Consider the following 13,762-nt stretch of genomic DNA (forward strand, 5'->3'; position numbering starts at 1 on the left):
AGTCGTACGCTGGTCGCATGAAGAGCCCCCTGCTGTCCCTGCCCGGTGCCGTCCCCGCCGAGGGCTGCGACGAAGGTGTCGCCGCGCACTACGGTGATCTGTTCCGCGAGCAGCGCGCCCTCGCCGACGGCTCCGGCCTCGTCGATCTCTCGCACCGGGGCGTGGTCACCGTCACCGGGAGCGACCGGCTGGCCTGGCTGCACCTGCTGATCACCCAGCACGTCACCGACCTCGCGCCCGGCCAGGCCACCGATTCCCTGATCCTCACGGCGAACGGGCACATCGAGCACGCCATGTACCTCGTCGACGACGGCGAGACCGTGTGGATGCACGTCGAGCCGGGCACCCAGGGCGAGCTGATCGCTTATCTGGAGTCGATGAAGTTCTTCTACCGCGTCGAAGTCGCCGACCGTACGGAGGACTTCGCGGTCGTGTACCTGCCGGCCGGGTCCATCGCCCCGGCGCCGGAGGGCGGCGCCGTACGCGAGACGCCGTACGGCCGCGACCTGTTCCTGCCCCGTGCCGCTCTGGAGGCGTACGCGGCGGAGCACGGCCCGGCCGCCGGGGTGCTGGCCTACGAGGCGCTGCGCGTCGAGGGCCACCGCCCGCGCCTCGGTTTCGAGACCGACCACCGCACCATCCCGCACGAGCTGGGGCTGATCGGCAGCGCCGTCCACCTCCAGAAGGGCTGCTACCGGGGCCAGGAGACCGTGGCCCGGGTAGCGAACCTGGGCAAGCCGCCCCGCCGTCTGGTCTTCCTGCACCTGGACGGCAGCGAGGTGCTGCTCCCCGGGCACGGCACCCCGGTCCGGCTCGCCTCCGACGGCTCCGAGGGCCGTCAGCTCGGCTTCATCACCAGCTCCGCCCGCCACCACGAGCTGGGGCCGATCGCCCTGGCCCTGGTGAAGCGGAACGTGCCGGTGGACGCGGAACTGCTGGCGGGGGAGAACACGGCGGCGGCCCAGGAGACGGTCGTCGAGCCGTAGCGGGTCCCGCCCGGCTCAGACGTCGACGACGAGGGTGAACGGGCCGTGGTTCGTGAGCGAGACGCGCATGTCCGCCCCGAACCGGCCCGTCTCCACGTGCGCGCCCAGCGCCCGCAGCTGCGCCACGACCTCGTCGACCAGGGGCTCCGCGACCTCGCCGGGCGCGGCGGCGTTCCAGGTGGGCCGGCGGCCCTTGCGGGCGTCCCCGTAGAGAGTGAACTGCGAAATCACCAGAAGCGGCGCATTCACATCGGAGCAGGACTTCTCGCCCTCCAGGATGCGGACCGACCAGAGCTTCCGGGCGAGCTGCGCCGCCTTCTCCGTGGTGTCCCCGTGAGTGACCCCGACCAGCACACACAGGCCCTCGCCGATGATTTCACCGACCACCGCGGGGCCGCTGCCCTCGCCGTCGCCGTCGGCCACTGTGACGGTCGCACCGTCCACCCTCTGTATCACTGCACGCATACAGACCAACCTATCTTGGGCTGAACGGGTACAGAGCACCTCCACCGGCACCCTCGGAGTGGCACGATGCACGGAGGCGGTGCGCCGACGCACCGGTCGAGGGGATGGACAAGCATGAGCACCCATGGAACCGGGCAGTCCCCGGGTACCGTGCCGGTCACGCGTGCCGGCGTCAACAGCAGTGCGGGTACGAGCACGAGCACCATGCGCCCACCTGTGCAGCGGACCGGGCAGGCCTCCGACGACGGTCCGGCCGCGCCTCCGCCGGAGCTGGGCGCCCTGCGACTGCCGGAGCTGCGCACGCTGCGCCGCGACTCGCAGAGCGACGAGGCCGACCTGAGCTATGTGCGGCGGCTGGTCCAGGGGCGCGTGGACATCCTGCGGGCCGAGCTGGCCCGGCGGCGGGACCCCGAGTCGCCGGTGGTGGACCGGCTCTCGGAGATCCTCGCGGACGCCCCGTCGCTGCACCGCTCCTCGGCCCGGCACGTCACGCTGAGCACCCCGCGCAGCGACGAGTACCGGCAGCTGGCGGCGGAGACGCTCGCGGAGGTCGAGCTGTCCGACCTCGACGCCCGTACGGACGAAGAGCTGCACACCGCGATGGGCCGCCTGGTCCGCTACGAGCAGCAGGTGTCCCGGCGCCGCCACCGGCTCCAGCGCACCGCGGACGACTGCAGCGCGGAGATCGCCCGCAGGTACCGTGACGGGGAAGCACAAGTAGACGACCTGCTCGCCTGAGGCAACCCCTCCGGGGGCGGGTCCCGCCCGTCCCCGGAAGGCCGTCATGACCTCCAGCGCAGCCCCGTCCGACCGTTCCGACGTCATACCCGGGCCGGTACCCGCACCACCGGTGCTCGCCGAGATCGTGCGGTCCGGTTTCATCGAGGGCCACCATCGCGGATCCCTGGTCGTCCTGGCCGCCGACGGCAGCGTCGAGCTGACCCTGGGCGATCCGGCGGCGCCGGTCTTCCCGCGCTCCTCGAACAAGCCGATGCAGGCCGCGGCGGTGCTGCGGGCCGGGCTCGACCTGTCGGGGGAGCGGCTGGCGCTGGCCGCCGCGAGCCACTCGGGCGAGGGCTTCCACCTCGCTCTCGTACGCACGATGCTCACCGAGCACGGGCTGACGCCCGACGACCTCCAGACCCCGCCGGACCTGCCGCTGGACCCGGTCGAGGCGGAGGCGTACCTCGCCGCGGGCCATGTCCGGGAGCGGATCACCATGAACTGCTCGGGCAAGCACGCGGCGATGCTCGCGGTGTGCCTGCGCAACGGCTGGGACCCGGCCAGCTACCTCGACCCGGCGCACCCGCTCCAGCAGCTCGTGCTCCAGGTGGTCGAGGAGGCGGCGGGCGAACCGGTCGCCTCGGTCGGTACGGACGGCTGCGGGGCGCCGCTGATGGCGATCTCGCTGGTGGGCCTCGCGCGGGCGTTCCGTACGTTCGTCACGGCGGCACCGGGTACGGCGGAGCGCCGGGTGGCGGACGCGATGCGGGCGCACCCGGAGTACGTGGCGGGCACCCGCCGCCCCGACACCTGGCTGATGCGCGAGCTGCCCGGCACGCTGTCCAAGATGGGCGCGGAGGCGGTCCAAGCGGTGGCCCTCGCGGACGGCAGGGCGCTGGCCTTCAAGATCGACGACGGCTCGACCCGGGCACTGGGCCCGGTGCTGGCCCGCGCGCTCGGCCTGCTCGGGGTGGACGCCCCGGTGGTGTCGCGGATCGGCCGGGCACCGCTGCTGGGCGGCGCCGCGGAAGTGGGGGAGATCCGGGCGGCGTTCTGACCCACCCCGGGCCCGCCCCGTCCCGCACACCGGGAAATGCGGGCGACATCCGCAACGGCCGTGTCTAGCGTGGAGCGTATGAACAGCCTTGAGGCCCGTACCGTCACCGAGTCCGAGTTCGCCGACTGGCTGCGCGCCTTGAACACCGGATTCCTGCGCGCGCCGACCCCCTCGGACGAGGAGGTGGCCGGGAGGCTGCCCCATATGGATCTGGCCCGCGTCCAGGGGGCGTTCGACGCCGGGCGGTGCGTGGCGACGTTCCGTTCGTTCGCGCAGGAGCTGACGGTCGTCGGCGGCGCGACGGTGCCCACCGATGCGATCACCAACGTCACCGTGACGCCCACCCACCGCCGCCGCGGGCTGCTCACCCGGCTGATGGCGAAGGACCTGGCGGCGGCCAGGGAACGCGGCGACGTGGCCGCGACCCTGATCGCCGCCGAGTACCCGATCTACGGGCGGTACGGCTTCGGCCCCGCGGCCTGGACCACCGAGTGGGAGATCGACATACCCCGGGCGGGCCTCGACCCCCGGCTGTCCGGCACGTCGGCCGCGGACGGCGGCCGGATCGACCTGGTGGACGCGCCGGAGGTGCGCAAGCTGGGCCCGGCCCTCCACGACCGGCTGCGGGCCGGGCAGCACGGCGCGGTGAGCCGCAACGACCGCTGGTGGGACCTGGCGACGGGCGAGGTGGTCTTCCCGAACAACCCCTGGACCGAGCCGTTCTACGCCGTCCACCGTGACGCCGAAGGCACCGTGGACGGCCTCCTCGTCTACCGCGCCGACGACCACTGGGGCGATGCCAAGCAGCCGCAGAACCGGGCGACGGTGCGCAGCATGATCGCGACGACCCCGGCGGCGGAGCGGGCGCTGTGGCACTTCCTCTGCTCGGTCGACTGGGTCACCACGATCCGCACCGGCAACCGCGCCCCCGACGACCTCCTCCCGCTGCTCCTCCCGGACCCCCGCGCGGCCCGTGTGGTGACGCACGCGGACTTCCTCTGGGTGCGCCTCCTGGACGTCGTACGCGCGCTGGAGGCCCGTACCTACGCGGTCCCCGGCTCCCTGGTCCTGGACCTCCACGACGCCACCGGCCTCACCGCCGGCCGCTTCCACCTGGACGCCTCGCCGGACGGCGCCACGTGCACCCCGACGACGCGCACGGCGGATCTTGCGCTGGACGTGCGGGAGTTGGGGACGCTCTACCTGGGCGACGAGTCGGCCCTGCGGCTGGCGGCCCTGGACCGGATCGAGGAACTGACCCCGGGCGCGGCGGCGCTGGCGGACGTGGTCTTCCGGGCGGGACGGCGGGCCTGGTGCCCGGATGTGTTCTAGTGCCCGTCCTGGTTTCGTGGGTCACCGCGTCCGCGTCCTGAACAGCGCGCCCGACAGGGCCATCGCCGTCAGCAGGATGCCTGCGGCCCAGGTCAGCGCGATCCAGGGGGAGTTGCCCACCGGCTGGTCCAGCAGGAGGCCGCGGAGGGCTTCGATGGCCGGGGTGACCGGCTGGTGTTCGGCGAAGCCGTGGAGCCAGGTCGGCATCGAGTCGACCGGGACGAAGGCGCTGCTCGGGTAGGGCAGGAACAGCATCAGGAAGGTGAATCCGCCGGCCGCCTCCGGGGTTCTGGCGAGCAGGCCGATCGCGGCCGAGAGCCAGGACAGGGCGACGAGGTAGGCGATCAGGACGGCGAGGGCGAGGAGCCAGCCGGTGGCGGTGGCGGTGGGGCGGAAGCCGATCAGGAGGGCGATGCCCAGGACCAGGGCGGTGGAGACCAGGTTGCGGACCGTGCTCGCGGCGACGTGGCCGGCCAGGATCGCCGCACCGCTGATGTCGAGGGTGCGGAAGCGGTCGATGATGCCGCCCTTCATGTCCTCGCTGACGGCCACCGCGGTGGTGGCGGCGCCGAATCCGGCGCACAGCAGCAGCACGCCGGGGACGACGTAGGTGACGTACTCGGTGTGCGGGATCCCGGTGTCGATCGCGCCGCCGAAGAAGTAGACGAAGATCAGCATCAGCATGACCGGCAGCATCAGTGAGGTGACCAGGGCGTCTGTGTTGCGCCGGCTGATGCGCAGCGAACGGGCGGCCATCGTGCCGGCGCGGCTGAGTGAGGCCAGGGGCTCGTGTGGCGGGGCGGTGGTGGTGGTGACGGTTTCAGACATGGGTGGGCGGTGCCTCCTTCGGGTCCGTCGCGGTCTTCGGGCCCGTCTCCGGGGCCGTCGCGGATTTCATGTCCGTCTTCGGGTCCGTCGCGGTCAGGGCCAGGAAGACGTCGTCGAGCGTGGTGCTGTGCACGGTGAACCGCTCGACCTCCGTGCGGTCCGGGTCGATCTCGTCGAGCAGTGCCCGCACCTGGGCCGCCGAGCCGTCCGTGGGGAGCCCGAGGGTGAGGGTCGCGGGGGAGTGGTGCACGGCGCGGTGGGTGAGCCGGAGGTAGCTCGTGCGGTCGGCCATGACCAGGTCGAGGCGGTGTCCGCCGACGCGTGACTTCAGCGAGTCCGCCGTGCCCTCGGCGACCTTCCGGCCCCGGTCCAGGACGGCGATCCGGTCGGCCAGCCGGTCGGCCTCCTCCAGGTACTGGGTGGTGAGCAGCACCGTGGCGCCCTCGGCGGCGAGTTCGCGGACCACCTGCCAGAGCTCCTGGCGGCTGCGCGGGTCGAGGCCGGTCGTCGGCTCGTCCAGGAAGAAGACCTCCGGCTGCGGGCTGCCGACCAGGCCGGCTGCCAGGTCGAGCCTGCGCCGCATGCCGCCGGAGTACGTGCGGACGGTGCGGCGGGCCGCTGCGGTGAGGTCGAAGCGTTCGAGGAGCTCGGCGGCCCGGTGGCGCGCGTCCGCCCGGGAGCGGCCGGTGAGCCTGGCCATCATGCGCAGGTTCTCCTCGCCGGTCTGCGTCTCGTCGACGGCGGCGTTCTGCCCGGTGAGGCTGATCGCGCGGCGGACCCGGCCGCGCTCGGCCACGACGTCGTACCCGGCGACGCGGGCCGTGCCGCTGTCGGCGGTGGTGAGCGTGGCCAGGATGCGTACGGCGGTGGTCTTGCCCGCACCGTTCGGGCCGAGGAGCGCGAAGACGGTGGCGCGCTCGACGCGCAGGTCGATGCCGTCCAGGACGGGCGGTGCGCATGTTCCGTACGACTTCGTCAGGCCGTGGGCCTCGATCATGGCGGCCGGGGCTGGTGGTGTGCGTGTGGTTGGTGGCATGGGTGTGCCTCTCCGTGCACTCTCTGCGTATGACGTACGCGTTACTGTGTAAGGGTTACGCATAACTAGGATGGCCGTCAAGGGAAGGCGGTTTCAGGTGACGGAAGAGAACGGTTCGCCGGGCGGTACGGGCCTGCCGGCCAGCATCGAGGCCGCCTGGGGGCTGCGGGCGCGCCCGGTGAAGGGGCCCAAGCCGGGGCTGAGCCTGGAGCGCATCGTGGACGCGGCGGTGGCGGTGGCGGCGTCCGAGGGGCTCGGCGGGGTGTCCATGGGGCGGGTCGCCAAGGACCTGGGCGCCTCGACGATGTCCCTCTACCGGTACGTGGCCGCCAAGGACGAGCTCTACGTACTGATGCAGGAGGCGGCCATGGGCCCGCCGCCCCCGCTGCCCGCCCTTGAGGAAGGGGCCGGCTGGCGGGCGGCGCTCTCGCAGTGGGCCTGGGCTCAGCGCGGCGTCTACCACCGCAACCTCTGGATGCTCCGCATCCCCATCGCCGGACCGCCCGCGAGCCCGCACTCCGTCGCCTGGTGGGAGCTGGGCCTCCAGGCCCTCGAAGGCAGCGGTCTGGGGCCGGGCGACGCCGTCTCCGTCATCCTTCTGGTCAGCGGCTTCGTGCGGAACGAGGCGCTGCTGATGGGCGATCTGGACGCCGCCGTCGAGGCCCGCGGCGTACCGGCGCAGGAGGTCATGGAGGGCTACGCCCGCACGCTGACCCGGCTCGTCGACCCCGAACGCCACCCCGCGCTCTCCCGGCTGATGGCCACCGACGTGATGTGGGTCCCGGACGAGCCCGACTACGAATTCCGGTTCGGCATCGAACGGGTGCTGGACGGGATCGAGGCGCTGATCCGCCGGCGGGAGCGGGACGCGGCTGCGGAGGGGGTCTGCGACGGGGACCTGTAGGGGGCAGGCAGCGGGACCGGTGGGGGTGGACGTCAAGTCCGGTTGAGGTCAAGGGCGTACGCTGCATGGTCATGAGCGGAGAGAAGCCCAGGTCCGGCGCGGTGGCGGACGAGGACGCGCCCCGTGGGCCGAACGTGCCGAACGCGCCGATGAGCCTGCGCGAGCGGAAGAAGCAGCTGACGTACCAGGCCGTGTCCGACGCCGCGATCGCCATGTTCATGGAGCGCGGCTTCGACAAGGTCTCGGTGGCGGAGGTCGCGGCCGCCGCGGACATCTCCAAGCCGACGCTCTTCCGGTACTTCCCGTCCAAGGAGGACCTGGCCCTGCACCGGTTCGCCGATCACGAGGACGAGTCGGCCCGGGTGGTCGCCGCCCGCGCGGACGGCGAATCCCCGCTCGACGCGCTGCGGCGCCACTTCCTGGAGGGCCTGGAGCGACGCGATCCGGTCACCGGCCTGTGCGACGTGCCCGAGGTGCTGGCGTTCCACCGGCTGCTGTACGGGACTCCGTCCCTGGTGGCCAGGCTCTACGCGTACCAGGGCCGCTCGGAGGCGGCCCTCGCCCGCGCCCTGGGGGACGGCGGGCCGGACCGGCTGGCGGCGGGCCAGATCATCGCGGTCCTGCGCATCCTGGCCCTGGACAACTGGCGCCGGATCAGCGCGGGGCAGAGCGCGGACGAGGTGTACGCGGACGCGGTGGAGGCGGCGGAGCTGGGATTCGTACAGCTGCGGTCGGGGCTGGGACCGGGCATGCGTTAGCCGTTGTCCCCGGCGTGCTGGACCGCTTCGGCTATCTCCCGTACCCGGTCGAACGTGATTCCGTTGCGCTGCTCCACCGCCAGCGGATGGTCGGTGGGCTCCAGTTCGATGAGCGGGCGCCGGCCGATCTCGCGGGTGTGGGCGTTGGTCCTGAGGTTGGTCGTACGGGGGGAGTAGAGCCCCAACTCGGTGGTCAGCCAGCCGAAGTACGGCTTCTCGGACTCCCGGCCCGGGGTCTCCCACACGTCGAGGGCGCGGCCGAAGTTCTCCCGGCTCAGTGACACCCAGACGCCCCAGGAGAAAGGTTCCCGGCTGCCCGCCACGGGTATCTCGATCAGGCCCTTGATGAAGTAGTGCTCGTGTCTGACGATGCACTGGTCCGTCGAGAGCATGCTGTCGGGATCGCTCTCCAGGCTCGCGTCCCAGACGTCGGGTGCCATGGTCGAGTACCCCATCGGGAGTTCCGAGTGGTGTCCGCCGCAGCGGGAGCAGGTGTAGCCGGGGTCGGGTGCCATGGGCGGGATCCTATGGCCGGAAGGGGCATCGGAGCCTCCTCGCTGTCCGGTGCCCGCCGACGGCTATGCGGATCGGACCGCGTCGGCGGCCCCGGTTCGGTGAGCCGCCTCGTGCTCCGGCCGGCCGGAGCCGGAGTGGGTGGGAGCGCCGGGGTCGGTGGGAGCGCCGGGCCGCGTGCGCCCGAGGACCGTGAGCGCGACGACGAAGGCGGCCGTGAGGAGCCCGCCGCCGACCGCGAACGCCAGGTGGTAGCCGCCGGTCAGCGCCTCGGCCCGGCTGCTGCCCTCGGAGAGCAGTGTGTCGGTGCGGGAGGCCGCCAGGGTGGAGAGGACGGCGACGCCCGTCGCCATGCCGATCTGCTGGGTGGTGTTGAACAGCCCCGACACGAGCCCGGCGTCCTCCTCGCCCGCCCCCGACATGCCGAGCGCGGTGAGCGCCGGGAGGGCGAGGCCGAAGCCCGCGGCGAGGAACATCAGCGGAAGCAGGTCGGTGGCGTAGTGCCCGTGGGCGGGGAGCCGGGTGAGGAGGCCGAGCAGGGCGATCAGCAGGGCGAGCCCCAGGAGCAGGACGTTGCGCTCACCGAACCGCGCGCTCAGCCGGGCCGAGGCGCCGAGTGACACGGCTCCGATGACGGCGGCGGCGGGCAGCATGGCGAGACCGGTGGCGGCGGCGCCGTGGCCGAGCACCCGCTGGAGGTACAGCGCGACCAGGATCTGGAACGAGAACAGCGCGGCCACCATGAGCATCTGGACCAGATTGGCGCCCGAGACGCTCCGCGACCGCAGGACGCGCAGCGGCAGCAGCGGCGTCCTGGCCGTGGCCTGGCGGACGACGAACGCGGCGAGCAGCGCCAGGGCGAGTGCGCCGAGGCCGAGCGTGTGCGCCGACAGCCACCCGTACGTCCCGACCTCGACGACCGAGTAGATGCCCAGCATCACCCCGGAGGTGACGAGGGCGGCACCGATGACGTCGGCCCCGGCGCGGAGGCCGGGTCCGCGGTCTGCGGGCAGGACGCGCACCGCGACGAGGAGCGTCGCGACCCCGATCGGCAGGTTGATGAGGAAGATCCAGTGCCAGCCGACGGCGTCGGTGAGGACCCCGCCGAGCACCTGGCCGATCGACGCGCCCGCCGCTCCGGTGAAGCTGAACACCGCGATGGCCCTGGTGCGTTCACGGCTCTCGGTGAACAGCGTGACGAGGATGCCCAGGCCGACCGCGGAGGCCATGGCACTGCCCGCGCCCTGGAGGAAGCGGGCGGTGATCAGCAGCGCGGGGGAGCCGGCCGCGCCCGCCAGTACCGAGGAGGCGGTGAAGACGGCGGTGCCGGTCAGGAACATCCGCCTGCGGCCGATGAGGTCACCGAGCCGGCCGGCGAGCAGCAACAGGCCGCCGAAGGCGATCAGGTAGGCGTTCACGACCCAGCTGAGGCTCGCGGGTGAGAACCCGAGGTCGTTCTGGATGGCGGGCATGGCCACGGTCACGATCGAGCCGTCGAGCACGGTCATCAGCAGGCCCGTGGCGATCACGCCGAGGGCGAGCCCGCGCGAACGGGTGGTGGCCGGTGGGGTGGTGGGAGCGGTGGAAGCGGTGGCGGGCGTGTGGGCAGGCGAAGGCGCGGACATCGGACTCTCCTGTCGGTCGGGTCGACAAGAGAGACGCTAACAGATGGTTTTGTTGCAGACTATTTCTTTCGGTTCTGTTTTTCGTGGATACCGTGGGCTCCGTGGAACTCACGGAGTGGGGGTGGGTCGGGTTACTTCTGGCTCTGGCGGGCCCGGCGGGCCGTCGCGGGGGTCTCGGCCGGGGTGGCGAGGCGGTCGCCCGTCAGCTGCTCCAGGGCGCGCAGCAGCGTCTCCCGGTCGCCGCGGTCCAGTCCGGCCAGGGCGTCCCGGTGCACCCGGTCCACGATCTCCTGGCTCCGCCCGGCGAGCGCCGCGCCCTTCTCGGTGACGGCGATGATCCGCGCCCGGCGGTCCCGGCTGGAGGGCCGGCGCTCGGCGAGGCCCGCGCCCTCCAGGGCGTCCACCGTCACCACCATCGTGGTCTTGTCCATGTCGCCGATCTCGGCGAGCTGGATCTGTGTGCGCTCCTCCTCCAGGGCGTGGACCAGGACGCAGTGCATCCGCGCCGTGAGCCCGATCTCGGCGAGCGCCGCCGACATCTGGGTCCGCAACACGTGACTGGTGTGGTCCAGGAGGTACGAGAGGTCCGGTGCGGTGCGCGTGGGCGCCATGGCGGTCATGTCTGCCAGGGTAACAATTCGGTCTGTGGCGGATTGTCCGCAACCGGACTGTCCCTGCGGGGTCCGCTCTGCCCGGGGCAATTTCGCTGGCCGATCCGTTTCCGCCCCCGCAGAGTGTCCGTATGACGCCCACCGAAGCCGCCTTCCTGCCCGGTCTGGAGCTCTCCCGGATCCTTTACGAGGAGGCGGTACGGCCGGTCCTGGACGCCGCCTTCCCCGGACTGCCGTACGCCGCCGCGCGGATCGGTCCGGGCTCCGAGGTGCTCGGCTTCGACACGGCCCGCTCTGCCGACCACGACTGGGGCCCGCGGCTGGACCTCTTCCTCGCGGCGGACGACGTCGCGGCACACGGCGAAGCGATCGGGCGGCTCCTGGCGGACCGGCTGCCCAAGGAGATCCGCGGCTGGCCCACCCACTTCCGCCCCGCCGACGATCCGCTCGACCCGGTCGGGCACATGGCGGCGACCGACGGGCCGGTCAACCACCGCGTGGCCGTGCACGACCCCGGCGGCTGGCTGACCCGGGAGGCCGGCTTCGACGCGTCGGCCGCCGAACCGTCCGTACGGGACTGGCTCGCGATGCCCCAGCAGCGGCTCGCCGGGATCACCGGCGGCGCGGTGTTCCACGACGGCCCCGGACTCCTCACCGCCGCACGGCGGCGGCTGGCCCGGTACCCCGAACAGGTCTGGCGCTACCTGCTCGCCTGCCAGTGGCAGCGGATCTCCCAGGAGGAGGCCTTCGTCGGGCGCTGCGCAGAGGTCGGTGACGAACTCGGCTCCGCCGTGGTCGCGGCCAGGCAGGTGCGCGACCTCATGCGCCTCAGCCTGCTCCTGGAGCGGCGGTACGCGCCGTACAGCAAATGGCTCGGCAGCGCCTTCGCCCAACTGGCCGCGGCCGAAGCGCTATTGCCGGCCCTGCGCGGCGCACTGGCGGCGACCGGCCACCCGGAACGGGAACGGCACCTCTGCGACGCCTACCGGGCCGTCGCGGTCCGCCAGAACGAGAGCGGCCTCATCGACCCGGTGGACCCGTCCCCGCGCCCGTACCACGGCAGGCCGTTCCTCGTCCTGCACGCCGAACGCTTCGCCCGTCCGCTCGCCGCCTCGGTCACGGACCCGGAGCTGCGCGACCGGCCGCTGACCGGGTCCGTGGACCAATGGGCGGACAGCGCCGACCTGTTGACGGGGGCGGACGGGGACGCGCTCCGGGCGGCGGAGGCTGCTGCGGCCCGCGGGTGAAGGCGCGGCCCGTCGCCCCGGGCGGCAGGAAAGGTGTTCGCCCCCTCGCCCCGGGCGGCACGAAAAGGAGTGGCAGCCCGTGGCGTCGCGCACATAGCTTTGGCGCCTGTGACCCATGATCCCAAAGCGCCGCGCGACGGGTTGATACATGTGCTCCGCACCCGGTCAACTGCCTTCCCAGTGACGGACGGAGACCGATGACAGAGCGGGCTCCGGTGAAGCCGGGGGCCGTCGTCGAGGAGCGCCTGTTCTCCCGGACGTACGCGGCCGCGACCGTCAGTTTCGCCGCCGTGATGTTCCTGACCGGGTTCGCCGCGCTCGCCGTGGTGCCCACCCTCCCGGCGGCTGCCAGGGAGCTGGACGGGGTCCACCTCTACCCCCTGGTCGCGGGCTGTTTCGTCGCCGCGAGCCTGCTCGGCGGGGTGCTGGGCGGCGACTGGGCGGACCGGGCCGGGCCGGCGGGCCCGCTGGCGGCCGGTGTGGTGCTGGCGGTGGTCACCCTGGTGGTGTCGGCGTCCAGCACCACCATCTGGCAACTGGCGGCCGGGCGCTTCCTGGACGGGGTGGCGGCCGGGATGATCGCGGTGGCCATCAACACCGCCATCGCCCACGCCTACCCGGACCGGTTGCGGGCGCGCGCCCTGGCGTTGATGAGTACCTGCTGGATCATCCCGTCGCTGACCGGTCCGCCGCTGGCCGGGCTGGTGGCCGACCGGTGGTCCTGGCGGGTGGTGTTCTACGGCCTCGCCGTCCTGACCGTGATCCCGTCGCTGGCCGTGGTGTTCCTGCTGCGCAGCCGCTCCTTGCGGGCGGCGCCCACGGACCGGGTGCCCGAGGCGTCGGCGGACCGGGTGCCGCGCCCCGCGCTGCTGGTCGCCGCCGCGGTGAGCGTGGGCGCGGCGCTGGGGCAGTACGCCGTCTCGGGCTGGGATGTGCGCCACTTGCTGTTCGGGGTGGCGGGTATGGCGCTGCTGGTGGTCTTCACACCCCGGCTGCTGCCGCCGGGCACCTGGCGTGCCGCGCGCGGGCTGCCCGCCGCCGTGCTGCTGCGCGGTCTGACGTCGGGGGCGTACTTCACCCTGGAGGCCTTCGTGCCGCTGCTGCTGGACACCGCCCGGCATGTGCCGCCGGTGCTGACGGGGCTGGCGTTCACCGGCGCCGCCATCGCGTGGGCGGGCGCCTCCTGGCTGCAGGGACGGCTCCAGGGGCGGGTTTCCCGGCACCGCATGGTCTCCGCCGGTTCGCTGGTGATGGGCGCGGCGGTCGTGATCGCGGCGGTCGGGACGCTTCCCGGGACGCCCGCGCTCACCGCCGCCGGGGCCATGGTGTTCGCGGCCATCGGCATGGGCATGGTCGCCCCGTCCCTCACCCTGCTCTCGCTCAACCACAGCCCGCCGGGCCGGCAGGGGTACGCGAGCAGCGCGATGCAGACCAGCCAGAACCTGGGGCAGATGGCGGTCATGGGGGCGTCCTCCGCCCTGTTCAACCTCTTCCTGGGCATCGGCTCCGCCGACCTGGCCGGGTACGCCGCCGCCTTCGGCCTGCTGCTCGTACCGAGCACCCTGGCGGCGGCCCTCGCGGTCCGCGCCCGCGCCAACAGCGGCAACGGCAACGGCTGAGCCGGCCGGGCCCCCGCCCGTGGGCCCGGCCCCGACTCCGCGCCTCAGGCCCGGCCGA

General features: G+C 73.0%; 14 protein-coding genes. 8 read left to right on the plus strand and 6 right to left on the minus strand.

Features of this window, described 5'->3' with window-relative positions; translation table 11 throughout:
* The first annotated feature begins 17 nt into the window (after nucleotides 1-17).
* The gene (locus OG892_RS21900; RefSeq protein ID WP_073733063.1) at nucleotides 18-986 is read left to right on the plus strand and encodes a folate-binding protein YgfZ; all 969 of its coding nucleotides are present in this window, start codon (nucleotides 18-20) and stop codon (nucleotides 984-986) included.
* A 15-nt stretch (nucleotides 987-1,001) separates the two neighbouring features.
* Here OG892_RS21900 and dtd read toward each other — a convergent pair whose 3' ends face one another.
* The gene (gene dtd / locus OG892_RS21905; protein ID WP_371630038.1) at nucleotides 1,002-1,451 is read right to left on the minus strand and encodes a D-aminoacyl-tRNA deacylase; all 450 of its coding nucleotides are present in this window, start codon (nucleotides 1,449-1,451) and stop codon (nucleotides 1,002-1,004) included.
* Between the two features lie 114 nt (nucleotides 1,452-1,565).
* Here dtd and OG892_RS21910 point away from each other — a divergent pair, with 114 nt between their 5' ends.
* From OG892_RS21910 to OG892_RS21920, 3 genes are all read left to right on the plus strand, one after another.
* Nucleotides 1,566-2,189, plus strand: a complete 624-nt coding sequence (locus tag OG892_RS21910; RefSeq protein WP_199884285.1) for an ABC transporter substrate-binding protein — start codon at nucleotides 1,566-1,568, stop codon at nucleotides 2,187-2,189.
* Between the two features lie 46 nt (nucleotides 2,190-2,235).
* A complete protein-coding gene (locus OG892_RS21915; protein ID WP_371630039.1) occupies nucleotides 2,236-3,231 on the plus strand; it encodes an asparaginase in 996 nt (331 codons plus the stop codon).
* A gap of 78 nt (nucleotides 3,232-3,309) precedes the next feature.
* Nucleotides 3,310-4,563, plus strand: a complete 1,254-nt coding sequence (locus OG892_RS21920; protein ID WP_328866078.1) for a GNAT family N-acetyltransferase — start codon at nucleotides 3,310-3,312, stop codon at nucleotides 4,561-4,563.
* A gap of 21 nt (nucleotides 4,564-4,584) precedes the next feature.
* Here the strand turns inward: OG892_RS21920 and OG892_RS21925 are convergent, their stop codons facing one another.
* Nucleotides 4,585-5,319 (minus strand): ABC transporter permease, encoded by a 735-nt coding sequence (locus OG892_RS21925; RefSeq protein WP_079193184.1) that lies wholly within the window; start codon nucleotides 5,317-5,319, stop codon nucleotides 4,585-4,587.
* Nucleotides 5,320-5,383: 64 nt separating this feature from the next.
* Entirely contained in the window at nucleotides 5,384-6,427 is a 1,044-nt protein-coding gene (locus OG892_RS21930) for an ATP-binding cassette domain-containing protein (protein ID WP_079193164.1), read from the minus strand.
* A gap of 97 nt (nucleotides 6,428-6,524) precedes the next feature.
* On the opposite strand from OG892_RS21930, the gene OG892_RS21935 reads away from it, so the two are divergent.
* Together OG892_RS21935 and OG892_RS21940 are read left to right on the plus strand one after the other, a co-directional pair.
* The gene (locus OG892_RS21935) at nucleotides 6,525-7,331 is read left to right on the plus strand and encodes a TetR/AcrR family transcriptional regulator (protein WP_371630040.1); all 807 of its coding nucleotides are present in this window, start codon (nucleotides 6,525-6,527) and stop codon (nucleotides 7,329-7,331) included.
* 65 nt (nucleotides 7,332-7,396) lie between these two features.
* Nucleotides 7,397-8,089 (plus strand): TetR/AcrR family transcriptional regulator, encoded by a 693-nt coding sequence (locus OG892_RS21940; RefSeq protein ID WP_371630041.1) that lies wholly within the window; start codon nucleotides 7,397-7,399, stop codon nucleotides 8,087-8,089.
* On the opposite strand, the gene OG892_RS21945 is transcribed toward OG892_RS21940, so the two are convergent.
* The 3 genes from OG892_RS21945 to OG892_RS21955 form a co-directional block, all read right to left on the minus strand.
* Nucleotides 8,086-8,604 (minus strand): DUF2199 domain-containing protein, encoded by a 519-nt coding sequence (locus OG892_RS21945; protein WP_073733055.1) that lies wholly within the window; start codon nucleotides 8,602-8,604, stop codon nucleotides 8,086-8,088. The two genes, OG892_RS21940 and OG892_RS21945, sit on opposite strands and share 4 nt — an antisense overlap.
* 63 nt (nucleotides 8,605-8,667) lie before the next feature.
* Nucleotides 8,668-10,227 (minus strand): MFS transporter, encoded by a 1,560-nt coding sequence (locus OG892_RS21950; RefSeq protein WP_371630042.1) that lies wholly within the window; start codon nucleotides 10,225-10,227, stop codon nucleotides 8,668-8,670.
* Between the two features lie 131 nt (nucleotides 10,228-10,358).
* Nucleotides 10,359-10,847, minus strand: a complete 489-nt coding sequence (locus tag OG892_RS21955; protein WP_073733054.1) for a MarR family winged helix-turn-helix transcriptional regulator — start codon at nucleotides 10,845-10,847, stop codon at nucleotides 10,359-10,361.
* A gap of 122 nt (nucleotides 10,848-10,969) precedes the next feature.
* Between OG892_RS21955 and OG892_RS21960 the strand changes: the two genes are divergently transcribed.
* Together OG892_RS21960 and OG892_RS21965 are read left to right on the plus strand one after the other, a co-directional pair.
* The gene (locus OG892_RS21960) at nucleotides 10,970-12,085 is read left to right on the plus strand and encodes a DUF4037 domain-containing protein (RefSeq protein ID WP_371630043.1); all 1,116 of its coding nucleotides are present in this window, start codon (nucleotides 10,970-10,972) and stop codon (nucleotides 12,083-12,085) included.
* A gap of 197 nt (nucleotides 12,086-12,282) precedes the next feature.
* Complete coding sequence (locus OG892_RS21965; protein WP_371630044.1) at nucleotides 12,283-13,704, plus strand: MFS transporter; 1,422 nt, start codon at nucleotides 12,283-12,285, stop codon at nucleotides 13,702-13,704.
* The last annotated feature ends 58 nt before the right edge of the window (nucleotides 13,705-13,762 follow it).

Origin of the sequence: Streptomyces sp. NBC_00341 (assembly GCF_041435055.1) — a bacterium.
GTDB lineage: Bacteria > Actinomycetota > Actinomycetes > Streptomycetales > Streptomycetaceae > Streptomyces.

Bases quoted from the DNA above. Each gene is read 5' to 3' on its own strand.
- OG892_RS21930 (WP_079193164.1), bottom strand. From the start codon at position 6,427: ATGCCACCAACCACACGCACACCACCAGCCCCGGCCGCCATGATCGAG.
- OG892_RS21945 (WP_073733055.1), bottom strand. From the start codon at position 8,604: ATGGCACCCGACCCCGGCTACACCTGCTCCCGCTGCGGCGGACACCAC.
- OG892_RS21925 (WP_079193184.1), bottom strand. From the start codon at position 5,319: ATGGCCGCCCGTTCGCTGCGCATCAGCCGGCGCAACACAGACGCCCTG.
- dtd (WP_371630038.1), bottom strand. From the start codon at position 1,451: ATGCGTGCAGTGATACAGAGGGTGGACGGTGCGACCGTCACAGTGGCC.
- OG892_RS21955 (WP_073733054.1), bottom strand. From the start codon at position 10,847: ATGACCGCCATGGCGCCCACGCGCACCGCACCGGACCTCTCGTACCTC.
- OG892_RS21960 (WP_371630043.1), top strand. From the start codon at position 10,970: ATGACGCCCACCGAAGCCGCCTTCCTGCCCGGTCTGGAGCTCTCCCGG.
- OG892_RS21965 (WP_371630044.1), top strand. From the start codon at position 12,283: ATGACAGAGCGGGCTCCGGTGAAGCCGGGGGCCGTCGTCGAGGAGCGC.
- OG892_RS21920 (WP_328866078.1), top strand. From the start codon at position 3,310: ATGAACAGCCTTGAGGCCCGTACCGTCACCGAGTCCGAGTTCGCCGAC.
- OG892_RS21900 (WP_073733063.1), top strand. From the start codon at position 18: ATGAAGAGCCCCCTGCTGTCCCTGCCCGGTGCCGTCCCCGCCGAGGGC.
- OG892_RS21950 (WP_371630042.1), bottom strand. From the start codon at position 10,227: ATGTCCGCGCCTTCGCCTGCCCACACGCCCGCCACCGCTTCCACCGCT.
- OG892_RS21915 (WP_371630039.1), top strand. From the start codon at position 2,236: ATGACCTCCAGCGCAGCCCCGTCCGACCGTTCCGACGTCATACCCGGG.
- OG892_RS21910 (WP_199884285.1), top strand. From the start codon at position 1,566: ATGAGCACCCATGGAACCGGGCAGTCCCCGGGTACCGTGCCGGTCACG.
- OG892_RS21940 (WP_371630041.1), top strand. From the start codon at position 7,397: ATGGTCATGAGCGGAGAGAAGCCCAGGTCCGGCGCGGTGGCGGACGAG.